This is a genomic window from Sphingomonas telluris, assembly GCF_022568775.1.
Classification (GTDB): Bacteria; Pseudomonadota; Alphaproteobacteria; order Sphingomonadales; family Sphingomonadaceae; genus Sphingomicrobium; species Sphingomicrobium telluris.
In genome coordinates this window covers 922,131-945,743 of the sequence record NZ_JAKZHW010000001.1, presented here as the reverse complement: position 1 = coordinate 945,743, position 23,613 = coordinate 922,131, and the positions used below count along the sequence as shown (strand labels likewise).

Annotated in this window: 23 protein-coding genes, 1 tRNA gene and 1 other RNA gene; 13 read left to right on the top strand and 12 right to left on the bottom strand. The window is 64.5% G+C overall.

The window, feature by feature from the left end:
- Positions 1-24: 24 nt before the first annotated feature.
- Positions 25-420, top strand: a complete 396-nt coding sequence (locus tag LZ016_RS04830; RefSeq protein WP_241446201.1) for a hypothetical protein — start codon at positions 25-27, stop codon at positions 418-420.
- Between the two features lie 331 nt (positions 421-751).
- Here the strand turns inward: LZ016_RS04830 and LZ016_RS04825 are convergent.
- The 6 genes from LZ016_RS04825 to LZ016_RS04800 form a co-directional block, all read right to left on the bottom strand.
- Positions 752-828 (bottom strand) — tRNA-Pro (locus LZ016_RS04825).
- Between the two features lie 43 nt (positions 829-871).
- Entirely contained in the window at positions 872-1,144 is a 273-nt protein-coding gene (locus LZ016_RS04820) for a hypothetical protein (RefSeq protein WP_241446199.1), read from the bottom strand.
- Between the two features lie 24 nt (positions 1,145-1,168).
- Complete coding sequence (locus LZ016_RS04815) at positions 1,169-2,539, bottom strand: M28 family peptidase (protein WP_241446197.1); 1,371 nt, start codon at positions 2,537-2,539, stop codon at positions 1,169-1,171.
- A 70-nt stretch (positions 2,540-2,609) separates the two neighbouring features.
- A complete protein-coding gene (locus LZ016_RS04810) occupies positions 2,610-3,680 on the bottom strand; it encodes a PA0069 family radical SAM protein (RefSeq protein WP_241446196.1) in 1,071 nt (356 codons plus the stop codon).
- 50 nt (positions 3,681-3,730) lie between these two features.
- A complete protein-coding gene (locus LZ016_RS04805; RefSeq protein WP_241446195.1) occupies positions 3,731-5,629 on the bottom strand; it encodes a lytic transglycosylase domain-containing protein in 1,899 nt (632 codons plus the stop codon).
- A gap of 2 nt (positions 5,630-5,631) precedes the next feature.
- The gene (locus tag LZ016_RS04800; protein WP_241446194.1) at positions 5,632-6,345 is read right to left on the bottom strand and encodes a uracil-DNA glycosylase; all 714 of its coding nucleotides are present in this window, start codon (positions 6,343-6,345) and stop codon (positions 5,632-5,634) included.
- Between the two features lie 91 nt (positions 6,346-6,436).
- Here LZ016_RS04800 and LZ016_RS04795 point away from each other — a divergent pair, with 91 nt between their 5' ends.
- From LZ016_RS04795 to LZ016_RS04775, 5 genes are read left to right on the top strand one after another with little or no spacing between them, the layout of a single operon-like run.
- The gene (locus LZ016_RS04795) at positions 6,437-8,086 is read left to right on the top strand and encodes an electron transfer flavoprotein-ubiquinone oxidoreductase (RefSeq protein WP_241446193.1); all 1,650 of its coding nucleotides are present in this window, start codon (positions 6,437-6,439) and stop codon (positions 8,084-8,086) included.
- A gap of 34 nt (positions 8,087-8,120) precedes the next feature.
- Positions 8,121-9,728: a tetratricopeptide repeat protein gene (locus LZ016_RS15650; protein ID WP_241446192.1), complete on the top strand. Its 1,608-nt coding sequence runs from the start codon at positions 8,121-8,123 to the stop codon at positions 9,726-9,728.
- On the top strand, positions 9,725-10,531 hold the full coding sequence (locus LZ016_RS04785; RefSeq protein WP_241446191.1) for a 4-(cytidine 5'-diphospho)-2-C-methyl-D-erythritol kinase: 807 nt from the start codon (positions 9,725-9,727) through the stop codon (positions 10,529-10,531). Before LZ016_RS15650 ends, LZ016_RS04785 begins: the two co-directional genes overlap by 4 nt.
- A 10-nt stretch (positions 10,532-10,541) precedes the next feature.
- A complete protein-coding gene (locus LZ016_RS04780) occupies positions 10,542-11,909 on the top strand; it encodes an NAD(P)H-hydrate dehydratase (RefSeq protein ID WP_241446189.1) in 1,368 nt (455 codons plus the stop codon).
- Complete coding sequence (locus LZ016_RS04775) at positions 11,902-13,074, top strand: class I SAM-dependent RNA methyltransferase (protein ID WP_241446188.1); 1,173 nt, start codon at positions 11,902-11,904, stop codon at positions 13,072-13,074. The genes LZ016_RS04780 and LZ016_RS04775 overlap by 8 nt, the downstream gene beginning before the upstream one ends.
- On the opposite strand, the gene LZ016_RS04770 is transcribed toward LZ016_RS04775, so the two are convergent.
- From LZ016_RS04770 to LZ016_RS04760, 3 genes are all read right to left on the bottom strand, one after another.
- Positions 13,071-13,535 (bottom strand): MAPEG family protein, encoded by a 465-nt coding sequence (locus LZ016_RS04770; RefSeq protein ID WP_241446186.1) that lies wholly within the window; start codon positions 13,533-13,535, stop codon positions 13,071-13,073. The genes LZ016_RS04775 and LZ016_RS04770 overlap by 4 nt on opposite strands.
- 59 nt (positions 13,536-13,594) lie before the next feature.
- Positions 13,595-14,677 (bottom strand): 1,9-bis(guanidino)-5-aza-nonane synthase, encoded by a 1,083-nt coding sequence (locus tag LZ016_RS04765; protein WP_241446184.1) that lies wholly within the window; start codon positions 14,675-14,677, stop codon positions 13,595-13,597.
- Positions 14,678-14,823: 146 nt separating this feature from the next.
- Positions 14,824-16,053 carry a type III PLP-dependent enzyme gene (locus LZ016_RS04760; protein WP_241446182.1) on the bottom strand — a complete coding sequence of 410 codons (1,230 nt, stop codon included), beginning with the start codon at positions 16,051-16,053 and terminating at the stop codon, positions 14,824-14,826.
- 191 nt (positions 16,054-16,244) lie between these two features.
- Between LZ016_RS04760 and LZ016_RS04755 the strand changes: the two genes are divergently transcribed.
- The gene (locus LZ016_RS04755) at positions 16,245-17,201 is read left to right on the top strand and encodes a threonine ammonia-lyase (RefSeq protein WP_241446180.1); all 957 of its coding nucleotides are present in this window, start codon (positions 16,245-16,247) and stop codon (positions 17,199-17,201) included.
- Here LZ016_RS04755 and LZ016_RS04750 read toward each other — a convergent pair.
- Complete coding sequence (locus LZ016_RS04750; RefSeq protein ID WP_241446179.1) at positions 17,198-17,461, bottom strand: hypothetical protein; 264 nt, start codon at positions 17,459-17,461, stop codon at positions 17,198-17,200. The genes LZ016_RS04755 and LZ016_RS04750 overlap by 4 nt on opposite strands.
- 42 nt (positions 17,462-17,503) lie before the next feature.
- Here LZ016_RS04750 and LZ016_RS04745 point away from each other — a divergent pair, with 42 nt between their 5' ends.
- Complete coding sequence (locus LZ016_RS04745; protein ID WP_241446178.1) at positions 17,504-17,671, top strand: hypothetical protein; 168 nt, start codon at positions 17,504-17,506, stop codon at positions 17,669-17,671.
- Here the strand turns inward: LZ016_RS04745 and LZ016_RS04740 are convergent.
- Entirely contained in the window at positions 17,668-18,342 is a 675-nt protein-coding gene (locus LZ016_RS04740) for an alpha/beta hydrolase (protein ID WP_241446177.1), read from the bottom strand. The two genes, LZ016_RS04745 and LZ016_RS04740, sit on opposite strands and share 4 nt — an antisense overlap.
- Positions 18,343-18,455: 113 nt before the next feature.
- Here LZ016_RS04740 and LZ016_RS04735 point away from each other — a divergent pair, with 113 nt between their 5' ends.
- From LZ016_RS04735 to LZ016_RS04725, 3 genes are read left to right on the top strand one after another with little or no spacing between them, the layout of a single operon-like run.
- Positions 18,456-19,520 carry a cysteine desulfurase family protein gene (locus LZ016_RS04735; protein WP_241446176.1) on the top strand — a complete coding sequence of 355 codons (1,065 nt, stop codon included), beginning with the start codon at positions 18,456-18,458 and terminating at the stop codon, positions 19,518-19,520.
- Positions 19,521-19,528: 8 nt separating this feature from the next.
- Complete coding sequence (locus LZ016_RS04730) at positions 19,529-20,647, top strand: cysteine desulfurase family protein (protein WP_241446175.1); 1,119 nt, start codon at positions 19,529-19,531, stop codon at positions 20,645-20,647.
- On the top strand, positions 20,644-20,979 hold the full coding sequence (locus LZ016_RS04725; RefSeq protein WP_241446174.1) for a 2Fe-2S iron-sulfur cluster-binding protein: 336 nt from the start codon (positions 20,644-20,646) through the stop codon (positions 20,977-20,979). Before LZ016_RS04730 ends, LZ016_RS04725 begins: the two co-directional genes overlap by 4 nt.
- Positions 20,980-21,015: 36 nt before the next feature.
- On the opposite strand, the gene LZ016_RS04720 is transcribed toward LZ016_RS04725, so the two are convergent.
- On the bottom strand, positions 21,016-21,732 hold the full coding sequence (locus LZ016_RS04720) for an EF-hand domain-containing protein (protein ID WP_241446172.1): 717 nt from the start codon (positions 21,730-21,732) through the stop codon (positions 21,016-21,018).
- Between the two features lie 112 nt (positions 21,733-21,844).
- Here LZ016_RS04720 and ffs point away from each other — a divergent pair.
- Positions 21,845-21,942: signal recognition particle sRNA small type (gene ffs / locus LZ016_RS04715), an RNA gene on the top strand.
- 42 nt (positions 21,943-21,984) lie between these two features.
- Positions 21,985-23,613: a DNA polymerase III subunit gamma/tau gene (locus LZ016_RS04710; RefSeq protein ID WP_241446170.1), complete on the top strand. Its 1,629-nt coding sequence runs from the start codon at positions 21,985-21,987 to the stop codon at positions 23,611-23,613.

Sequence of the window (23,613 nt, the reverse complement as noted above, 5' to 3'; positions counted from 1 at the left end):
AGGGTTTCGCGAAGGAGAAGAGTCATGAGGGCATCGACTCCGTTGACCGTGCTCGCGGGATTGGTCCTGGCATCCTGCACCGCGGCGACCGCGAGGCAGCAAGAACAGCCGCAACAGGCTGTGGCCAAGCCGAAATCCTGCATCCCGATCGACCAGATCGTTGCCCGGCGAGTGGCAGGGCCAGGCGCAGTGGAATTCGACGTCGTCGGCAAGACCTATCGCAACGACCTTGCCAGCTCCTGTCCTGGGCTGGCGCGTCTCGGCACGAGTGCGGCGATTGCCGTTACGACGGGTGCGGAAACCGGAATGCTCTGCGCAGGTGACCGGGTGAAGATCTTCGACCCGGTCGAGATCAAGTCGACAGGCCTTCGCAACTATCCGTTCTGCCAGCTCGGCAAGTTCACGGAAGTCGCGCACTGATCATCTGAGCGTGCTCCGGACTCAGGTGTAGTTGCCTTTCACCTACAGACCGCTCCCGACTGTCCACCCTCTAGCTGAGGGTTACAAAAAGGCACGGAGGGTGTCGTGTCCTTCTATCGCTTGTATTGCCGCGATCGCGATGGCCACTTTAGTGGCGTCATTGACTTCGAAGCGCACAGCGAGGCGCAGGCCCTCAGAATGGCCGACCGAATGTGCTGGCGCGAGAAGCGCGAGCTCTGGCACGAGAGCAGCCTGCTCATGCAGTGGGACGGACAGCGGCGACTAGCTGGCTCAGCGAAACCGCAGCCTCGCTAAGCTACAAAAGCGATGATGGTCGGGGAGACAGGATTCGAACCTGCGACCCTCTGCTCCCAAAGCAGATGCGCTACCAGACTGCGCTACTCCCCGACGGAGCGCCTGCTACACGGAGGGTAGCGCAGGGACAACCGGCCTATTGATGGTTTCCGTCGGCGTGGTCCGAAGTGTTCCGGCTGACGTCCACGTTGACGTCCACGTCGCCGACCTTGTTCTGGACCTTGTCGGCGCCTTCCGAGACGTCGTTGGCGATCGCGCCGCCTACGTTCTGAGCGAAATTGCCCGCGTCTTCGAGTGTGTTCTGAGCCACGTCCTCGTTGAACGAGACGGTCGTGGTGTCATTGCCGGAGTCACGATCGACGTTGCAGGCGCCGAGCAGCAGGAACGGGGCAGCAAATAGAATTCGCATGTTCAATCCTCCCAATTTGGAGGCTCAACGCCGCTTATGCCGTTTCGGCTCCGACTCAATTCCGCCGGTCAATGTTGCGAGCATCGTGGTCCACGCGGCCACGTTCTGCCGCAGGCTCTCGGGATCGACCTTGTCGAGCGTGTCATCCGGCGTGTGGTGGATGTCGAAATAGTGAGTGCCGTCCTGGCTTAGCGCGACACCCGGTAGGCCGGCATTGAGCAGAGGCTCGATGTCCGATCCATCAGCCTTCTCGAGCGAGCCAGGCACGATCCCAAGTGGGGAGAGGGCGAGCTGCAGCGCCTTGGCTTCCGCCTCACGAGCCTTGCCGAGCTTGCTGTCGACCTTCCAGATCTTATCGGCACCGAAGTCGCTCTCGGCGATCGCGTAATGCGGCTCCGTGCCGTGCTTTTTCTGGTAATTGATACCGCCGAAAAGGCCGACTTCTTCCGCACCGAACCAGACGATCCGGATCGTACGAAGCGGGCGGCCAGCATCCATGATGCGCTTGGCCGCGGCCGTGGTGATGGCGACACCGGACGCATCGTCGATAGCACCTGTTCCAAGATCCCAGCTGTCGAGATGACCGCCGACGAGGATGACGGGCGCCTTCGGATCGCGCCCCGGCACTTCGGCGATGACGTTGCCGGATTTGCCCTGGGTAACCTGCGACACGAGCGTGAGACGCATCGTCACGGGTTTCCCTCTCTTGAGGATGCGCTGAAGCTGTTCGGCGTCGGGAATGCTGAGCGCGCCTGCGGGTATCGGCTTTACGCCGTCCTCGAAACGCTGAACGCCTGCGTGCGGATTGCGATGATAGTCCGTGCCGATCGACCGCACGACGATGGCCAGCGCGCCCTTGCGGCTTGCGACCGTCGGTCCCTGGCGTCGCGGTCCACCGAAATAGCCGTAGCTTGAGCCGTCCTGCGTGCGCGGCATGGCGTGCGACACGAAAACGATCTTTCCGCGGACGGCACTGTCCGCCGCCGCCTCGAACTCTGCTTCAGAATTGAAGCCGACGACCTCTCCAGTAATGCCTTCGGGCGGCGTCGAGGCACTGTTGCCCAGCGCCGTGATCACCAGCCGCTGCGGATAGGGACCGAGAATCTCCGCGGCTTCGTGACCGCGCGTCCAGACGGGCATGTCGAACGGCTCGATGCGGACGTTTGCAAAGCCCATCGCGGTGAGCTTGCGCACGGCCCACTCGCGAGCGCGCGCCTCGGCCTCGGTACCCGCCATTCGCTGCCCGACTTCAGTCGTCAGGCCTTCGACGATATCCCAGGCGTAATCGTCTTTCAGCGCCTGATCGCGGAGGTCAGCGACCTGCGGCGGGACTGTCTGGGAGAGAGCAGGGGTTGCGGACGCGAGAAGCAACGCGGCGACGATAGAACGTGTCATGCCGCTACGCCTAGGACAGCGGGCTGCAGGAAGTCACGCGGCTCTTCGATTAAATGTTCGCTGTGCTCCATCAAAGAAGTCGAAGCTGGTCGCCCTGCGGCGGCTGGAAAAGATCGCGGCGAAGCCCGAACTTCGCCTGGCGCAGGCCATATTTCTGAGCAGCCTTCTCGAACCTTGTCTTCAAAAGGTCTGCCCAAGGACCCTGTCCGCGCATCCGGCTGAAGAAATTGGGATCATTGTCCCGCCCGCCGCGCAACGACTGGATGGTGGCCATGACCTTCTTCGCGCGATCGGGGAAATGTTCTTCGAGCCAGGCGCGGAACAGGGGCGCGACCTCCTGAGGCAGACGTACGGGCAGATAGAAACCGCCGGGCGCTCCCGCTTCCACGGCCGCTTCGACGATATGCTCGAGCTCGTGGTCGGTGATCTGCGGCACAACGGGCGCGATGGCGACGTAGCAAGGCACGCCTGCGGCATTCAGCTGCTTTATCGCTGCGATGCGCCGGGGAGGGGTAGGAGCGCGCGGCTCGAGTGTTCGCGCGATCTTCGGGTCCAACGATGTCACCGACAGCGCCACGGACACGATCCCCAGCTCTGCCGCCGGCTTCAGCAAGTCGAGGTCCCGCAAGACGCGGTCCGATTTCGTCGTGATCGTGAAGGGGTGCCTCGTTTCGACCAGCAGCTCGATGACCGAGCGGGTCACGCGCCACCGTTCCTCGATCGGCTGGTATGGGTCCGTGTTCGTTCCCATCGCGATCGGCGCGCATTCGTAACCGGGCTTCGACAGAACGGCGTGGAGCAGCTGCGCCGCCCTTGGCTTCACGAACAGGCGGGACTCGAAATCCACTCCCGGCGACAGATCGTGGAAAGCATGCGAGGGCCGTGCGAAGCAATAAATGCAGCCGTGCTCGCAGCCGCGATAGGCGTTGATCGATCGATCGAACCCGATGTCAGGAGAGGCATTGCGCGTCAGGATCGTCTTGGGATGCTCGATTGTGACGGTCGTCCGGCGCTTCTGCATCCCGTCGAGCGCCTCGACGCTGTCCAGCCAATCGCCGTCGACCGTTCGCTCCTTTAGATTGAAGCGGGTGGGCGTCGCATTGCGCGTCGCTCCGCGCCCTTTGATCGACTCGACTGGCATGCGCGGAATCTACTCGGCGCATGAGAACAGAACAAGAACAGAGTTGAGCTTTAGGGCTCTCCGGCCGCCTTGACCTGCGCGGCAGCGAGGTTGGTCCGTGCGGTCGGGAACTCCGGCCAGCGATGCTGGGCAAGCGCGCTAAGCGTCGGCGTAGCGGCCTTTGCAAGGCCCTGATAGACCCACAGGTTCCGGAAGACCGCGGGCACGTAATAGCGGGTCTCCCAATAGGGGATGCTCTCGATCCACAGCAGCGGATCACTGGGGGCCATGTACGACCAGCGGGCAACCGGCAGCGGTCCGGCGTTGTAGGCGGCGATGATCTTCGGCAGCTGGCCCTGCGTCGCCGACGAAGCGCGCATCGTTTCGATGAAGCTTTGGCCGTATTCGATGTTCGCGGTCGGATCGTAGAGGCTGCCCGCGTTGTAGCCATTGCGGCGAGCCATATGATCGGCTGTGACCGGAAGGACCTGCATCAAGCCGACGGCCCCCGCCGGGCTAACGACATCCGTCCTGAAGTTCGATTCTTGCCGCATGTGCGCCAGCGCCAGGGCAGGATCGATCCGCCAACCATTGCGAGGCATCCAGCGCGGGATCGGGTACCGGTCCACCGCATCGACGACCGCGCCATACTGGCCATTATGCGCCAGCCAATATTGCGCGGAGGGAAGGTCGAGCTTCCGGGTCAGTTCGATCAAAGCGTGGTGATCCTGGGGGCGGCCGATCAGCGCCTGATGCTCGATCATTTCCTGAGCGAGCCAGGGCTGGCCGATATTCCTCAGTTCTTCCGCTCGGCGCACATTGGGCAGGTTCTCGATGCCGCGAAGGCCGTTGTGAACGTCGGGTGGCAGGGACTTGTCGATGCCGAGCGTCTCCCGGGCCAACAGTCCATAGAAGCTTTCCGGGGAGGTTGCCGCCTGTTTCAGCAACGGCGCAACCGAACGGGGTCGCCGGCACGCCTGCTCGGCGCGCGCAGCCCAATAGAAGCCTGCAGCGGAAAGCTCCCGCTGCGTGGCAGTCGAAGCGACTTCCTTGAAGGAGCGGGAGGCGGATTCACAGTCGCTCAGGCGCCAGGATGCGAGTCCGGACACCCAGGCGGCCTGGCTCGCCCATTCGCCGGTCGCGCCGAGACGATAGGTGTCGGCGACGCGGCGCGCATCGGCATCCCGGCCGATCGAGAAATAGGACCAAGCAACGCGCTGCCCGGCCTCCGCACGTGCGATGTACGATAGGTACGGCGCGTTCTGCATCAGCAGAATCTCGGCGTTGATGGCGTCGTCGGCCTTGACCAGCGGGTCGAGCTGCGATCGCAGCTGGTCCGCTGCAGGCTCCCCGGTGACAGGCTTGGCCTTGTAACGGCTCGGTGAGTTGCCAAGCCATGCACTTGCGCGTTCGGCGACATAGTAAGGCGTCTGAACCGCACCGCGGGTGATCGCCATTCGCGCAAGCTGCGACGCCTGCGGCAGTTCCGGCGCTTCCGCGAGAAGTGCCGAAATCTGCGCGAGCGAGGCGGCGGGCGAGCCCTTCGCCGTGTAAAGTTCCGCCTTGGCAACGGGTGTCAGCACGCTCTGGGGCAGCGCGTAGATGCCCGCCTGCGCGTCGGCCCAACGGCCGCTGCGGATATCCGCGAACACTTCCGCCCAGTTGCGCGGAACCTGGACAATCGGCGTGACCACTGGCGGAGGCGCGGAGGCGACCGGCTGCGCTGCGGCGGGCGGCGGAGCGCTGACCACGGTCGGAGTGCTGCTCGGAACGTTCGTTACGACCGGCGGCACGTTTCCGGGCGGGGTGGTGACCACCGTCGGCATGTTGCTGGTCGCCGGTGGGCTCGTCGGCACCGGTACGAGGACCGGTGCCGGCGTGGGCGCCGGTTGAGCGGGGAGCGGGGCGAGCGGGTCCGATGCCTGGCCCTGCACGCCCGCGAATGCGGCTGCCGCAAGCAACAGATTCATGCTCAAACTTCTTCCTCCATCAAGAGCAGCAGGTCGGCCCAGGCGCGCGGCTTGTCGGAAGCGCGCTCAAGCAACCAGCGCGGGTGGAACGTTGCTACCGTCCGCACCCCTTCAATTTTGTGAACGCTGCCGCGTGCTGCGGCCATCGGCTTCCCCAGCAAGGCCTTGCTGGGAATATCCCCTAGAAGCAGCAGCCGCTTGGGCTTGGCAAGGGCAATGTGCCGCCGTGCGATCGCCGCGCAGGCTTCCAGATCCTTGCCAGCAAGGCGGCTTCCCGGGCTGTGCGTGCAAGTCATGCTCGCGACATAAGCCTGCTCGGGGGTGAACCCGATCGCGGCGAGCATTCTTTGCGTCAGCTCCCACGCCGCACCTGCAATCGGCTGGTCCTGCGCGACATCCTCGGCGGTCGGCATGTCGGCCAGCAGCATGACTTCCGCGGATTCCAGTCCTAACGGGAGCACTCGCCGGGAAGTGGCCGCCGCGAAGGGCAATTCGGTCGTGTGGGTGAGCCAGCCGCGGAAAGCTTCGAGGGTGGCCGGAAGCTCCTGCGCCGGTTCGGGCCGAGGCAGGTCCTGGATTTCAGCCGTGCGTGCGGTCGCTTCGCCCAGCCAGGCGCGCGGCCCTTCCTGAATTGCCACGTCGACCCCCGCCTCGATCCACCAGCCAATCACGCTGGCAGCCTCGGCCGCAGTCAAGCGGTCGTGCTCCCCACCCATGCCTTTGAGTCTCCACCAGCATTGACGGCGGGGTCAAGGAAAAGCAGGGCTATCGCAGGCAAGGCGCCCCAGCGGCGCGACGAGGGGAACGATGAGCGAACGCGAATCCATGGCTTACGACGTGGTGATCGTCGGTGCGGGGCCTGCCGGCCTTTCCGCGGCGATCCGCCTGAAGCAATTGGCGGCGCTCGCCGAACGCGAAATCTCCGTTTGCATCCTGGAGAAGGGGAGCGAGGTCGGCGCGCATATCCTGTCGGGCGCGGTCATCGATCCGAAGGCGCTCAATGAGCTCATTCCCGATTGGAAGGAGCGCGGGGCGCCGCTCAACGTGCCGGTGACAGAAAACCACCACTGGGTGCTTACCAAAACGGGCAAGTTCGGCATGCCGCACTTCCTGCTTCCGCCCTTCATGCGGAACAAGGGGACGTACACGCTAAGCCTCGGCAACCTCTGCCGCTGGCTAGCCGGGCAGGCCGAAGAGCTGGGCGTGGAAATCTTCCCGGGGTTCCCTGCCGCGGAAGTCCTCTTCAACGAAGACGGCTCGGTGAAGGGGGTGGCGACTGGCGACATGGGCATCGCTCGAGACGGTTCGCATCGTCCCGACTACCAGCCCGGCATGGAGCTCCACGCCAAGTACACCTTTTTCGCCGAGGGAGCGCGGGGCAGCCTGACCAAGGAACTGGTCCGCATTTTCGGGCTCCGCGACAAATCCGGACCGCAGGTTTATGGCTTAGGCGTCAAGGAGTTGTGGGACGTTCCTGCCGAAAAGCATAAGCCGGGGCGAGTGATCCACACGCAGGGCTGGCCGCTCGAAGACGCCTGGGGTGGCGGCTTCCTCTATCACCAGGAGAACAACCAGGTCGCTCTCGGCTTCGTAGTCGCGCTCGACTATTCCAACCCGTACGTCTCGCCTTTCGAGGAATTCCAGCGCTGGAAGACCCATCCGGCCATTCGCGCCGAGATCGAAGGCGGCCGTCGCGTCTCTTACGGCGCGCGCGCGATCAATGAAGGTGGATGGCAGGCTATCCCGGAGCTGGTCTTTCCAGGCGGCGCTCTGATCGGCTGCTCCGCAGGATTCGTGAACGTGCCGCGCATCAAGGGCACGCACACGGCGATGAAGTCGGCCATGCTCGCGGCCGAAGCGGCGTTCGAGGCCATCACGAACGACCGTTCCGCGGACCTGCTTCAGGACTATCCGACGCAGCTGCGGTCGAGCTGGGTTGAGAAGGAGCTCCGCCTGGTGCGCAACGCGCAGCCCGCCGTGGCGCATTTCGGCGGTACCCTGGGTACCCTCTATGCTGGCCTCGACATGTGGCTGGGGCAGATCGGGATGAGCCTGCCGTGGACGCTCAAGCATAAGGCGGACAACACGACCCTGCGCCGCAAGGACGCGGTCAGGCCGATCGCCTATCCCAAGCCGGACGGCGTGCTCACCTTCGACCGCCTCACGTCGGTGTTCCTGTCGAACACCAATCACGAGGAAGACCAGCCTGTTCACTTGACGCTAAAGGATGCGGCCGTACCCGTAGAAGTGAACCTGGCGCTCTACGACGGCCCGGAGCAGCGTTATTGCCCCGCGGGCGTTTACGAGTTTGTCGAGGAAGCGGACGGGAGGCCGCGGCTGCAGATCAATGCTCAGAACTGTGTTCATTGCAAAACCTGCGACATCAAGGACCCGACCCAGAACATCAACTGGGTCACTCCCGAAGGTGGTGGAGGGCCGAATTACCCGAACATGTAGCCTGCTGATCGCTTCGGTCGCTGTCGCGGCGCTTGTGCCGACGCCCGCCGCGGCGTTCAGCCGCCTGGATCCGGGCCGCGTCTATTTGGAAGCCCGCGCAGCCGCGATCGACGGAAACCATGCGCGCTCAGCGCAGCTTCTGGCGCAGCTCGTCGATACGAGCGTTGCGAACCCGACGGTCGCCAAGGAGGCCGTCTCGCAGGCCATCAGCGCCGGGGACATGAAGCTGGCGCTGAGGCTGTCAAAGAGCATGCCGGCAGCGTCCTTGCCCAGCGAGGCGCGCATGCTGCTGGTGGCGGATGCGCTTCGCTCCAACGACACCGCACGTGCTTTGGCTTTGCTGCAGGGCGGGACGGATGCGACGGACTTCGGTTTTCTCAAGCCCTTCGTGCAGGCTTGGGCGGCTGCGGACGCCGGGAATCAGGCAGGAGCTTTGTCGGCGCTCGACACTCTCGCAGCGCCCAACCTGCTTGCTGCGCTCGGGCCCGAGCATCGCGCACTTATTCTGCTGAAGTTCAGGCGGTCGGCCGAGGCCGAGCCTTATGTCACCCAGGCGCTGAAGGTTGCCGGCGGCCGCGACATGCGCCTCAGGATCGCTTTCGCGGACGGCTACCTGGCTGCGGGGGACCGCGCTCGCGCCGTTGCCCTGTTGGACGATCTCGGAACGGAGGCGGACCGCGCTCGGGAGGGGGTGCTCCAAGGCAAAGCCGACAACCTGCGCGTCGACAATAGCCGTGAAGCCTTCGCCGAGGTGCTGATCGTGCTCGCCGCCGAGCTCAACCGGCTGCGCAATCCGACGCTTCCGGTGTCATTCTCACAGGTCGCTCGCTTTGCGGCCCCCGATAACAGTGCGGTGGCTGTGATGCTGGGGGCTTTGCTCGACCGCCGCGACCGTACGCCTGAAGCACTAGCCGTTCTCCGGACCGTGCCGAACAGCGACCCGCTCGCGCCGCAGGCTCGGGATGCTGAAATTCGTGCATTGATCGGCTCGGATCGTGACCAGGAAGCGCTGCAAGCGGCGCAGCGGGCCATCGATTCCGGGATGACGGCCGTTTCGGATTATGCGCGGCTCGGCGACGCCTTTGCCGCGCTCAAGCGCTACGGCGATGCGGCCGGGGCCTACGATCGCGCCCTACAGCTGGCCGCGAACGCGAAGCCGGAAGATCGCTGGCCCTTGCTCCTCTTGCAGGCGAGCGCGTTGGAGCAGGGCAATCGCTGGCCCGAGGCACGCGCGGCTTTGACCACCGCGCTGGCATTGGCTCCTAACGAGCCGCTCATCCTCAACTTCCTCGGTTATGCGCAGCTTGAGCGCGGCGAGAACATGGATGCGGCCGAAGCGATGATCCGGAAGGCGAGTGCGCTCGCGCCGGACGACGCATCGATCACGGATTCCCTCGGCTGGGCGCTCTACAAGCGAGGGCGTACGGCCGAAGCGATCGAGATCCTGACCCGCGCCGCCAAGGGCGATCCGACGCAGGCCGAGATCCACGAGCATCTCGGGGACGCGCTGTACAAGGCCGGAAATCGCTTCGAGGCGCGTTACGCCTGGTCGGCCGCCCTGATCACGGGCGATGATGAGATCACGCAGAGGGTGAAGGCAAAGCTCGAGACCGGCCTGACGCCGGCGAGCGCCGCTCCTTGATGGAACTGGTCGAGCCGGCTCCAGCCAAGCTGAACCTTGCTCTCCACGTCCGCGGCAAGCTGCCCGATGGGCGGCATCGGATCGAGACGATCTTCGCATTCTGCACAGACGGCGACCGCTTGGCGGTCACGCCTGCCGATGATCTTTCGCTTAAGATATCCGGTCCGTTCGTTTCGGATCTTGGTTCTTCAGATGAAAATCTCGCGCTCCGCGCCGCGCAGGCCCTGCAGGAGCGCGCAGGCGTCAAAGGCGGTGCCGCGCTCGCTTTGACCAAAAATTTGCCGGTCGCATCCGGGATAGGGGGCGGGTCGGCGGATGCAGCCGCCACCCTGCGCCTGCTGACGCGACTGTGGGCGATCGATCCGAAGCATGCAGCGGCTATCGCGCCGACGCTTGGCGCGGATGTCCCCGCGTGCCTCCTAAGCATGACGGCGAGGGGGGATGGGGCAGGGGACGACCTCCAGCTTACGGATGCAGGGGTGAGCGGCAAGCCGGTCCTGCTCATCAATCCACGGGTCGAAGTGTCGACCAGAGAGGTGTTCGCCCGCTGGAACGGTGAGGACAAAGGATCCTTGGACGACTGGCGCGATGGCCGGAACGACCTTGAGCCGATCGCCACTGCGATGGTCCCGCTCGTCGGTGCAGTGCTCGCCTGGCTTTCGGTTCAGCAGGGCGCGGAAGTAGTGCGAATGTCGGGCTCGGGGGCAACCTGCTTTGCCTTGTTCGACAGCGAAGAGGCCCGCGATGCAGCATCTGTCGCTGTTCCGCGCGAATGGTGGAAGCTGGCGACCTATCTGCGCTAAGGCGCCCGCAATGACCGGCGACCGCCCCATCCTCACGACAGCGCAAATGATTGCCGCCGAGCAGGAGGCGATCGACGCTGGGACTGCGGTTGAAACGCTTATGGAGCGGGCCGGCGCAGCACTGGCAGAAGCCGCCTACCTCTATGCAGGCAAGATGCCCATCCTTATTCTCGTGGGGCCCGGCAACAATGGCGGCGACGGCTACGTCGCGGCAAGACACCTCGCGAAGCATGGTGTGCCTGTTCGGATTGCCGCTCTCGGCGAACCGAAGAGCGATGCCGCGAAATGGGCGCGCGATCAGTGGGAAGGTGATGTCGAGACGCTCAGTGAGGAGACTAAATCCGCGCCGCTGCTGATTGACGCTTTATTCGGAACCGGCCTCAAGCGCGGTCTGGAAGATATTGTAGTTTTGATATTATCCAGGCTTGCGACGGAAGCCCACGTGCGCGTGGCCTGCGACCTGCCGAGCGGAGTACAGAGTGACTCTGGCGTCGAGCTAAGTCCCGTTCCGGATTTCGACCTGACCGTGACCTTTGGGGCGCTGAAGCCGTGCCACCGTCTCTTCCCGGCTAGCCACAAATGCGGTCGCGTCGTGCTGGCGGACATCGGCGTTGATGCAACGAGCGCGTGGGCCGAGATCGGCCAACCACGGCTGGCGCCGCTGAAGCCCGACGCGCACAAATATTCCCGCGGGCTTGTGCATGCCTTGGCCGGGACAATGCCTGGCGCCATCGCCTTGGCGGCCAAGGCCGCGGCGCGGTCCGGTGCTGGCTATGTGCGCGTCAGCACGTCCCGCAGCATCGACGGTCTTCCGTCTGCGATCGTCCAGACCGACACCGCCGAGATCAATGACCAGCGTATCGGCTGCCTGCTCGTAGGCCCCGGGATGGGCAACCTGCCGCAGGTGCTTACCATGGCGCTCACGTCGCATGTTCCGAAGGTGATCGACGCTGACGGCATCACCCACCTGGGCGATCCGGAGCGGCTGCGGGGCCAAAATGCTATCGTCACGCCCCACGAAGGCGAGTTTCAGCGCCTCTTCGGCAGGCTGGAAGGCTCGAAAGCCGATCGGGCGCTGGAAGCGGCGCGCCGCTCCGGCGCCGTCGTCGTCTACAAGGGGCCGGATACGGTGGTGGCTGCGGATGACGGGCGGCTCGGCTTCGCTCTGCCCGCACCCGCTTGGCTCGCGAGCGCCGGAACGGGCGACGTCCTCGCGGGAATGATCGCCGCCATGCGTGCGCGCGCGCTCGACGGGTTCGAGGCTGCTTGTGCCGCCGTCTGGCTGCATGGCCGCGCGGCCGAGATCGCTGGTCCGAGCATGATCGCCGACGATCTCATTGCGGCCATCCCGAAGGCTCTGTCGCTCGTCGATGCCTGAGGACGTCGTCCGGATTGCCGCCCGCGGAGACGGTGTCACCGCGTCGGGGCGTCACGTGCCGTTCGGAGTGCCGGGCGATACGATCACCGACGATGGGAGCCTCACACCAGGGCCTCACCATCAGAAGCCGCCTTGCCGGCACTTTCCCGAGTGCGGTGGGTGCCAGCTCCAGCACGTCGATGACGAGGCCTACCGATCCTACCTCGTCTCTCGCTTAGAGACCGCGCTTGACCAGCACGATCTGCAGGCCGAGGTTCGGGTCCCGCACCTCTCGCCCCCGAACAGCCGCCGCCGAGCCACGCTGCGTGCGCTGAAAGTCGGAAAAGGAGCTGTCGTCGGCTTCAACGCCGCCAAATCCCATCGCATCGTGGACATGCGCGAGAACCATATCCTCAGGCCAGAACTCGTCGAGTTGGTCGGTCCGCTGCGCGAATTGATCGCGGGTCTCCTGATGCCGCGGAGGACGGGAGAGGTGCAGCTGACGCTGGTCGATCAGGGCGTTGACGTCATGCTGAAGGGCGTTGAGCCGCAGGGACTGCAGGCGATGGAGGCGCTGACCGCCTTCTGCGAGCGCCACAAGCTCGCGCGGCTGTCGATCGACCAGGGTCTCGGTCCAGAGACGCTCTTCGAGCCTGTCCCGACAACGATCTCGCTGTCGGGCACGCCGGTGACTCTTCCCGTCGGCGCATTTCTCCAGGCGACGGCGGACGGCGAGGCTGCGCTGGTTGACTGCGTCCGAGAGGCTGTGGGGAACGCAGAGAGGATAGCTGATCTCTTCGCTGGCCTCGGCACGTTCGCGCTTGCGCTGAAGGGGAAGGTCTATGCGGCCGAGGCGTCGCGTGACGCCGTGCTGGCGCTGAAGCGCGCGGCTTCCACGATCGCGGTCGAACATCGCGATCTGTATCGTCGACCGCTCGACGTTAGCGAAATCAACAACTTCGACGCCGTCGTTCTCGACCCCCCGAGGGCGGGAGCGGAGCAGCAGATGAATGCTCTTGCAGGCTCAGCCGTTCGGAAGATCGCCTACGAGAGCTGCAATCCGGCGACCTTCGCCCGCGACGCCAGGATGCTCGTCGACGGCGGCTATTCGCTCGAATGGGTCCGTCCGGTCGGCCAGTTTCGCTGGTCGACTCACGTGGAGCTTGCGGCGGCCTTCAGCCGCTAGTGCACGAAAACTCCGGTACCGAGGCAGTCGTGCAGGATCCGGGCGCCTGCGTGCACGGTCAATGCCAGCAGGCACAGTGAGGCCAAAGCGAAGATCGGGAACCGGATGGCCACGATGTTCACGGTCGACTGCACGATGCTGTGGATCATGCGCAGCCCGACATAGCCCCAGGCCAGCCAGTAGTTGAGGCCGTGGCCCATATCCATCATCGCGAGGGTCAGCGCGATCGCATAGAAGATCGTGGGCTGTTCCATGAGGTGATTGTAGTTGTGGGACGGCCATTGGGCCTCGTCGGGCGCCCGCCCGTCGAGGTTCACTCCCCGGGAGCCGCGCGGGATCGTCCCCCAATTGATGCCGAGTTTCGCGAATGCTGCCCGGCGTGCGATCGCCATCCACACCAGCATGACGAGCGTCCACGCGACCAGTGCAACGACCGGCGCGAGAATTGGGCTGTACTGCATGAAAAAGCCTCCCCCTGTTCCCAGGGGGAGGCTGCTTCACTTCGTACCGCTTGGCAATCCTAGTCGAAAAGCTTGGCGAAGCGCCGCTTCTCGCGATTGCGCCAAGCGCCGCGATGCCATGCGTCAGACGCGAGCAACGGAAGGACGCTGGTCGCCTCGGCGAACACCATCTGCTCCATCGCGGTCGAAACCTTGCCCCAGCTCGCCGCTTCCTGAAGCGTCGAGGAGGAGCAGGCGCCGTCGCGGACGTCCGCAACGGTGATCTGCACCGCATACTTGTGGACCTCGACATCCTCGTGGCCGAGGATCTCGGCGCAGACGACCGTGTCCTGCGTGAAGTTCTTCGGAACGCCGCCGCCGATCATCAGCAGGCCAGTGGTGCCCGCCTTGATCTTGATGTCGGTCAGCTCACGGAAGTCCGCGATCGCGTCGAGCACCATGTAGTGGCCGCCGCGCTTCATGGCGTCGACCTGGTGCTTCACGAGCCCGAAGCCCGCGGAGCTGTCGACGAACGCCGGGCAGAAGATCGGCACGTCATGCTCATAGGCGAGCTGCACGAGGCTGCCCTGCTTCTTGGCGTTGCCCTCGCTCAGCCACTTGCCCATCTCGCGGATGAACGCGCGGCTGGAGTAGGCGCGCGGCTCCAGGCTGTCGGCGATCTTGCCGATCGTGAAGTCGCAATCCTGAAGCTGCTGCTCGTCGATGTACGTGTCGTAGATGCGGTCGATGTAGAGCGACCGAAGCGTATCATCGTCAGGAATTTCATTGGCTTGGTAGTGCTTGTGGCCAAGCGCTTCGAAGAAATCCATGTCGACGATCGAGGCGCCGGTGGCGACGATCGCGTCGACCATGTTGGACTTCACGAGCTCTGCGTAGAGATCCATGCAGCCACCGGCGGAGGTCGAGCCCGCGATCACCAGGATAATCGAGCAATCCTTGTCCTCGAGCATCGTGTTGTAGATGCCCGTGGCGCGCGACAGGTCGCGGCTGGTGAAGCTCATCTTGCCCATCGAATCGATGATCGGGCGGGCGTCGAACTTGGTGATGTCGATGTGCTCGATCGGCGTCGCGAGCAGTTCCGCCTTACGGGTATCGTTGATCCGGTCGGCGTCCTGAACCTTGTTCAGCGTATCGGTCGTCATTTCATGCTCCAATAGGCGCCGGCCTCGCGGTCGAGCCCGGCTTCAGCAAAAAGGGCATGTCGTTTCATGCGGGGGACAGCCTCACCCCGAAAATGCCGCGCGCGGCGGTTAGCTCCCCTTCCGTCGCAACGGAAGGGGAGAAACGGTTACAGCTTTACGACGTTCGAGCGCCTGTGCTCGACGGCCGCATAAAGGCTGGCCATCGGCTCGTCCTGGACGATTTCCGTCCGCTCCGTACCGAAGCCGTTGAAGCCGGTGCGCATGGCGCAGCCATAGGCACCGAGCATGCCGATCTCGATATAGTCGCCGGCCTGAACGTCGGCCGGAAGCTCGAACGGGCCAGCCATATGGTCGAGATCGTCGCAAGTCGGGCCGTAGAAGCTGAACTCGATCGGCCGAACGTCCGATTCCTCGTCGCGTAGCAGCCGCACCGGATAGCGCCAGCCGATGTGCGCAGCGTCGAACAACGCACCATAGGCGCCGTCATTGATGTACAGCTCGCTGCCGCGACGCTTTTCGACGCGGACGACGATGCTGCTGTACTCGGCGCACAGGGCACGGCCCGGCTCGCACCACAGCTCGGCCGAGTAGCTTATCGGCAGTTTCTCGAAGCTCTCGTGGATGATGGCGAAGTAGTTCTCGAGCGGCGGAGGCTCCATGCCCGGATACCAGGACGGAAAGCCGCCTCCGACATCGACGATGTCGACGGTGACCGCGGCCTGTACGATCGCATCGCGAACGCGGCCCATCGCCTCGGCGTAGGCCGCCGGGCTCATCGCCTGGCTGCCCACGTGGAAGCAGATGCCGAGGGCATCGGCCGCCTGGCGGGTCGCGAAGAGAAGCGCCTTCACGTCCTCGGCCTGTGCGCCGAACTTGGCACCGAGGCTGAGCTTGGCATGCTCGTTGTTCACCTGGAGGCGGACAAGCAAATTGAGATCGGTCGCGGGGACACCGTCCTTCGACGTCGCCTCGACGATTTTCTCCAACTCCTCGAGCGTGTCGAGGCTGAAGGTCTTCACGCCATGCTCGAAATACGCCTCGGCGATCGCCTCAGCCGCCTTCACCGGGTGCATGAAGCAGAGAACGGCTTCGGGCAGCGTGTCATGGACCAGCCGCACTTCACCGATCGACGCTACGTCGTAGTGGGTCACACCCGCGTTCCACAGCACCTTCAGCAGGTCCGCCGAGGGGTTCGCCTTCACCGCATAGAGCGAGCGGCCTGGAAACTTCTCGGCGAAGAAACGGGCAGCGCGACGCGCGGCATGCGGACGCAGGAGAGTGACCGGCTGAACCGGACGAAGCTTTGCGATATCGGCACCGCTCAGGATGCCGGACGGGGTGGCAGCTAGCCCCAGCGCGCTATGGTGCTTGTGCAACTCAAGGGACCTCCAACTGGGTAGTTCGACGAAAGAGCTGCCTTGCGGTTGGAAGTCCCATGGGGCAGCGGAGGCGCGATATATGTAGGGGGTCCGGTTAAGTAAAGGTTTTTTGCCCCCTCAAGTGAATTCGTCGGAACATTTGTCGCCGAGCTGCAACGGTTGATCGAAACGGTAGGAAATTCAGAGAGTTGAGCACCACCCCAATCGTCACAAGAGACGACGTAATCGCTGCCGGGGAACGCATCTCAGCGTCGGTGGAAAGTACCCCGCTGATCGAATCGGATTTCGAAGGACAACGAATCTGGCTGAAGTGCGAGTGCCTTCAGACCGGCGGGGCCTTCAAGCTTCGGGGCGCGAGCAACCGGCTGCTCCAGCTTTCCGAAGACGAGCGGAAGCGGGGCGTGGTGGCGTTCTCCTCGGGCAATCACGCCCGCGGAGTGGCGATCGCGGCTCGTCGGCTGGGTATGCGTGCGATCATCGTCATGCCGTCGGACGCCCCGGGCGTGAAGATCGAGGGAACGCGCGCCGAGGGAGCCGAGATCGTCTTTTTCGACCGTTACAGGGAGAGCCGCGAGGAAATCGCTGCGAAGCTGGCTGCGGAGGGCGGCGCCACGGTCGTTCCGAGCTTCGATGATCCCGCTATCGTTGCGGGGCAGGGTACTGCAGGCCTGGAGATCCTCGAGCAGATGCCCGAGCCGCCTCGACGCATCATCGTTCCGTGCGGTGGCGGCGGGCTCGCGTCTGGGATCGCGCTCGCCTGTCCCGACGCGGAGATCGTTATCGTCGAGCCCGAAGGCTGGGACGACATGCGGCATTCGTTGGAAGGGGGTGAGATCGTCCCGGTTGGCGTGGATGCGCCTCCCACGCTCTGCGACGCGCTACAGACGCCCCGCGTGTCGCCGATCACGTTCGGTATCCTCCGCGAACGCGCATCGCAGGCCCTGTTCGTTAGCGACGCCGAAGTCCGCGACGCCATTCGTTGGGCCTGGGAGAAGCACGAGCTGACTGTCGAACCGGGCGGCGCGGCGGCACTTGCAGCTCTTCTGGCTGGGAAGGTCGCGCCGGAGGAAGGCACCGTCGTCGTGCTGTCTGGAGGGAATGTCGATCCGGCGCTTCATGCCGAGATCGTGTCGGTCGAAGCCTAAGCGGCCGCCGTCTTGTACTCGCCGGGCTCGAGATGGACAGGGCTGCTGCGCTCCACGGCGCGGGTCAGCTCTTCCAGCTCCGCCGCAAGGATCTGCAGCTCAGCCGCGAGCGCCTTCGGGTCGGTCTCAGCGATGCTCTTCGATGCGTCCAGCAGGGATTCCAGCATCATGGCGATGCACGGCAGGATCGTTTCCTCGATCCGGTCGAACGCCTCTTCGAGGCGCGCCTGCTGCTCTTCTATGCGCATGCCTGCCTTCATGCGGCAGCACATGTTAAGCCTTAGTGAAACTGGGAACCTGTTTTGAGCGATCTGACGTCAGCAGTCATGGCGGTCGCGATGATCGCCGCGCTCCTGCTCGCGATCGGAGGGATCCGGCTCGCGCGGCGCAAGGCCGATCGCGGCCGCGGGCTGCTGATGCTCGCCGCGGCCGTGGTCTTGATCGGCAATGTCCTGATCTGGACGCTCTAGCGCTTGGAGATCGTCGCCGGACGGATCGGGTCGGTGGCGAGGCGCATGTCGAGATAATCGTCCACGCTCTTCATCAGCAGATCGAGCTCGTTTGCGAAGAAGTGGTTCGCGCCCGGGATGAGGTCGTGATGGATGGTGATGTGCCTCTGCGTTCGAAGCTTGTCGACCAGCTTCTGGACCGCGCTTGGTGTTACGACTTCGTCCGCCTCGCCCTGGATTATGATCCCCGAAGAGGGGCAGGGGGCGAGGAAACTGAAGTCGTACATGTTCGCCGGCGGTGCGATCGAAATGAAGCCGCGGATCTCGGGACGACGCATGAGCAGCTGCATGCCGATCCAGGCGCCGAAGCTGACGCCGGCGACCCAAGTCGTCTCGGCCTCGGGATGGATCTGCTGCACCCAATCGAGCGCGCTGGCTGCGTCGGAAAGCTCGCCGATGCCGTTGTCGAACGTTCCCTGGCTCTTGCCGACGCCGCGGAAGTTGAAGCGGAGCGTCGCAAAGCCGCGCTTCACAAAGGTTTGGTAGAGCAGCTGCACGATCTTGTTGTTCATCGTGCCACCCGCCTGCGGATGCGAATGCAGGATCAGGGCGACAGGCGCGCGGGGACGCGTGCCGGGATGAAAACGACCTTCGAGACGCCCCTCCGGGCCGGGAAAAATGACTTCGGGCATGGAATTCCGTGTGTTCGCGATAACGGCTTCAGCCGCGAGTGCGGGTGCACCGCGGCGGCGGGTCCTATATAGGCGAGGGCTTCAAACTGGCAATCTGCAGGAATCCGCTAGAATTGACCGCTTCGAATCGACTTTATCTCGACCACGCAGCGACGACACCGGTGCTGCCGGCTGCGCTCGCCGCCATTGCTCAGGCGCTCGAGACGTGGGCCAATCCCAGCTCTCCTCACGCGGAAGGGCGAGCTGCCCGATCGACTCTCGAGAAGGCCCGCCAGGATATCGCCGAAGCGCTCGATTGGCGCCATGACGTCATCTTCACTTCGGGCGCCAGCGAGGCGGTCGAGATCGTCGCGAAGCGGGCGCGGATTTCGGGACGCGCACACGGCGCGACGGAGCATGCGATCGTGCCGCATGCGATGGGGCCCGGATCGAAGGTCCTGCGCGTTCGGCAGGATGGCCTAATCGACGAAGCCTCTCTCGATACCGCATTGACCGCGGGACCAGCGCTCGTTGCGATCCAGCAGGTGAACAATGAGACGGGCGTCATCCAGCCGCTCGACCGCATTGCGGCCCGAGTTCGCGATGCCGGATCGCTACTTCTCGCGGACTGCGCACAGAGCGCCGGTAAGATGCCGCTTCCCGACGCTGACTTCATCGCGGCCTGTGCGCACAAGCTTGGCGGCCCGCCCGGCGTCGGCGTTCTCCTGGTCAAGGATTCCTCGACGCTGGAGCCGGTCGGCGGGCAAGAGAGGGGAAATCGCCGGGGAACGCAGGATGCGCCGAGTGCGGCTGGCTTTGCCGCGGCTCTGACTGCTCAGCCGTACGACATGGATCGCTTGACCGCGCTTCGTTCGCGCGTGGAGACGGGCATCGTCGACGCGGGCGGGGTGATCGTCGCCGGAGAGAGTCCCCGCATTGCCACCATCGGGTCCTACGCGATGCCCGGGGTCGCGAGCTCGAGCCAGCTGGTGCAGTTCGATCTTGCGGGAATTGCCGTGTCGGCGGGCAGCGCCTGCTCATCCGGAAGTATGAAGCCGAGCGTCGTGCTCGAAGCGATGGGACTACCGGCTGAAATCGCCTCCTGCTTCGTTCGGGTCAGCTTCGGGGCAGATACCGGCGAAGCCGACGTCGACCGCTTCCTCGGCGAATGGCGGCGCATCCACGACAGGGCTTCGTAGAGAGCAGCATGATCTACCTCGATTACCAGGCGACGACCCCCGTGGCTCCCGAGGTTGCAGAGGCGATGGCGCCCTGGGTGGAGGAGAAGTTCGCCAATCCGCACTCGCCTTCGCGCTCGGGGCGGGAAGCTGCCGCGGTCATCGAGGTTGCACGGAAGCAGGTCGAGCGGGCGATCGGCCTTTCGGGCGGAGGTCTGGCCTTCACCGGGGGCGCGACGGAAGCCCTGAACTGGGCGCTGAAGGGCAGCTTGGAGAAAGCGCCCACGGGCCGGACTCGCACCGTCACCGTCGGGACGGAGCATGCCGCAGTGCTCGACACGTGCGAGTGGCTCGAGCGTCGGGGCCACGAAGTGACGCGCTTGCCCGTTGGTCCCGACGGCCTGCTGAGCCTCGATGACGTCAAGGCAGCTTTGCGCGACGACGTCGCGATCGTGGCCGTCATGCTTGTGAACAATGAGATCGGCGTCATCCAGCCGATCGCCGAAATTGCAGCGCTCGCGCACGACGCCGGAGCGTTGATGCTATGCGATGCGGTCCAGGGGCTGGGCCGGGTGACCATCCCGGAGGGGCCGGACCTCCTTGCCGTGTCTGCTCACAAGATTCACGGGCTGAAGGCAATCGGCGCGCTATGGATGCGCGACGGCCTCCAGCCGACCCCACTGATCCACGGCGGTGGTCAGGAGATGGGCATTCGCTCCGGAACGCTTTCGCCGGCTTTGTGCGTCGGCTTCGGCGCTGCGGCGAAGCTGGCGTCAGAGCGTCGCGAAAGGGACGACGAGCACGTGGAGCGCCTTTGGAATGCGGCCGTCGCAGAGCTCGGCCCCGGCTGGACCGTGAACGGCAGCGCTGAAGCCCGTTACCACGGCAATCTAAACATCCGGCGTGAAGGTCTCGATGCGGCGCGTCTCATTTCCGACCTTCGCGACATCGCTTTCTCGCTCGGAAGCGCCTGCGCGAGCGGATCAGGGCGCCCCAGCCACGTGTTGCGTGCGATCGGGCTCAGCGATCGCGAGGCACGATCATCGATCCGCCTCGGCTTCGGACGTTACACCGGCGAGGAAGAGCTCGTGAGCGCCGTTCGACGGATTGACGCCACTGCTCGCGACCAACAGGGGCTCGCCGCGTGATCAAGGTGCGCTTTCACAAGCCGGATGGCACGCTCGACAAGGAAGTCGAGGCCAAGGCGGGCACGCGCCTGCTCGATATCGCCTGGGCGGCGGACCAGCCACTCGAAGGCGCCTGCGAAGGCGTGATGGCCTGTTCGACCTGCCACGTGATCGTCGACAAATCGGATTTCGCGAAGCTGCCGCGCGCGAGCGACGAAGAAGAGGATCTGCTCGATCTCGCCGCTCATGCGACGCGCACGTCACGGCTAGCCTGCCAGATCATCCTGTCTGAGGGGATGGAGACGCTCGACGTTCGCATTCCCGCCGGGTCCAAGAACTGGCTGTACGGCTGAAGAAGGTCGTGAGCGCACTGAGGGACGCGCGGCCAGCTAGTTCCCTTCTGGCAGCGGAAGACCGATTCTCGTGTCGTGGGTTTTCTTGGGGCGTTTGACGCGCTGTCCCTCCTTCGGTCGGGAGGGTAGAAGATCTTTCAGGCTGTCAAACGTGAGCCTGCCTGTGTGGTCGCTGTCCAGCAGCTGAAATCGATAGGAGGCGGCGCGTCTGAATTCGTCCAGTGAGACGAACCGGTCGAAATCCGCATCCGCTCCTGCAACGGGTTCCGGGAGATTGAGCAAGCCGTATCGGGCTGCGCCCTGAAGGCCGTCGGGTTGATATCCATCGACATCCTTCGCCCATCGCCGTCTTCGGTCGCTTCGTTCCGAATCATCATCTGACCAACGCTCCGCGGCGATCTCCTGCCGGGTCTGTTTCCACTTTGAGTTGGACTCAACCTCCGGTGCGATTTCCGCTTCGTAGGCCATGCGTTCCTCGGAATCGATTCTCCCGTCTTGATTGGCGTCCAGCCTGGCGAAGAACCGTTCGGCGTCGGCACGCATCTCGTCGGACGTCAGCACCCCGTCCTGGTTGCGGTCAGCCTCGCGAAACCAACGCGCGAACGGATCGTCAGTCGACGCCCGTGACCGAAACGGCTCTCCCATCGGGCTGATGAACGGCGCCCAAGGATATGCCGTGACGACGATGGGTGACGGCGCTCCGCTCGCCTGCGCGGCGGCAGCGAGAAACGGGATCAAAGCGAAAAGTAACATGCGGGCGCCTCCGGCTCAGCCAATGCGACATCCGGCGGGCTGCGTGAATGGCCAATGAAGGAGCGCGGATAGCGGCAAGCTTGCACGGTCCAAGCTCTTCACCCATATGCGCCGCGGGAGTCGGGCGGACGAGGCTGTCGCCAACCTGGTCAGATCCGGAAGGAAGCAGCCACAACGATTTCGTCTCGGGTCGTTCCGGCTCCCACCTCCAGCCCTTGGCGCGGACCCACCAGCGCCCCTAAACCAAAGCTGATGGACGAACCCGAATCGCCTGGCCTCGGCCTCGATCTGCCCGAGGTGCCTCAGAAGGCTGCTGCCTCTCCCTATCGCGTGCTTGCCCGCAAGTACCGCCCGCAGAATTTCTCCGAGCTCATCGGCCAGGACGCGATGGTGCAGACGCTGGCGAATGCGATCGCGCGCGGCCGCATTGCGCATGCATTCCTGCTGACTGGCGTTCGTGGGGTCGGAAAGACTTCGACCGCTCGTCTCGTGGCCAAGGCGCTCAACTGCGTCGGCCCGGACGGGCAGGGTGGTCCGACCATCGCGCCCTGCGGCGTCTGCGAACAGTGCAAGGCGATCGCCGAGGGACGACACATCGATGTGATCGAAATGGACGCCGCATCACACACGGGTGTGGACGACGTCCGCGAGATCATCGATGCGGTACGTTATGCGTCCGTCAACGCCCGCTACAAGATTTACATCATCGACGAAGTCCACATGCTTTCAAAGAGTGCTTTCAACGCCTTGTTGAAAACTCTTGAGGAGCCGCCTGAGCATGTGAAGTTCCTCTTCGCAACGACCGAGGTGGACAAGGTTCCGCTGACGGTGCTGTCTCGGACACAGCGCTTCGACCTCAAGCGCATCCCCGCGGAGAAGCTGGCGGCCCATTTCGCCGACGTTTCCGAAGCCGAGGGCGTCGAGGTCGAAGAGGATGCGCTGCGCATGATTGCGCGCGCGGCCGAAGGGTCAGCGCGCGACGGCTTGTCGATCCTCGACCAGGCAATCGCTCATGGTGGCGGGACCGTTACCGCCGAGCAGGTGCGCGACATGTTGGGTCTCGCGGACCGCGGACGCATCCGGCGGTTGCTCGAGCATGCGCTCGCCGGCGACGCGGCTTCCACTTTGCTGGATCTCGACGAAGCGCACGACCTTGGCATGGATCCGAGCGCGCTCCTGCGCGGCCTGATGGAAGAGCTTCATTTCGCCACGCGCACCAAGGCGGGTGCGGCCGCCGAAGGTCTCCCGGCAGAGCAGCGCGACGCCGCGGAGCGCTTGGCCGATCAGCTGGGCTGGGGGCAGATCCACCGCGTCTGGCAGATGCTCTTGAAGGGTCTGGCTGACGTCCAGATCGCTCCCGACCCGCGCGAAGCTGCGATGATGGCGCTTCTGCGGCTCATTCACGCAGCCGACCTTCCGGACCCCGCAGCCGTTCTGTCCCGCCTGTCGGGCGAGGCTGCCGCGGCTCCCGTCGCGCCAAGTGCCTCGTCAAAGCTCACCGGCCCAACTGCACAACTCCCTTCAGACTTCCCGGCGCTGATCGCTTTGCTCGAGAAGAATGGGAAGCATCAGATCGCCGTCCAACTCCATGATCAGGTTGGACTGGTGCGCTTCGCCCCGCCAGAGCTGGTGCTGAGGCCAACGCGACCGTTGGGCGGCGATTGGCCGCGAGACCTCGGAGCCGCTCTCAAAGCGGCGACCGGGGCGCCCTGGCAAGTGTCCCTTTCCGACGAGGCCGGCGAGCCGTCGCTTCTCGATCAGGAGAAAATGGCCGAGGAGCGCGTTCGCTCTGAAGTACTCGCGGATCCTGCGGTCCGCGCGGCGTTCGAGGCTTTCCCGGACGCTACGCTTGAGTCCTTTGCTTCCACGAAAGGCGCCTGA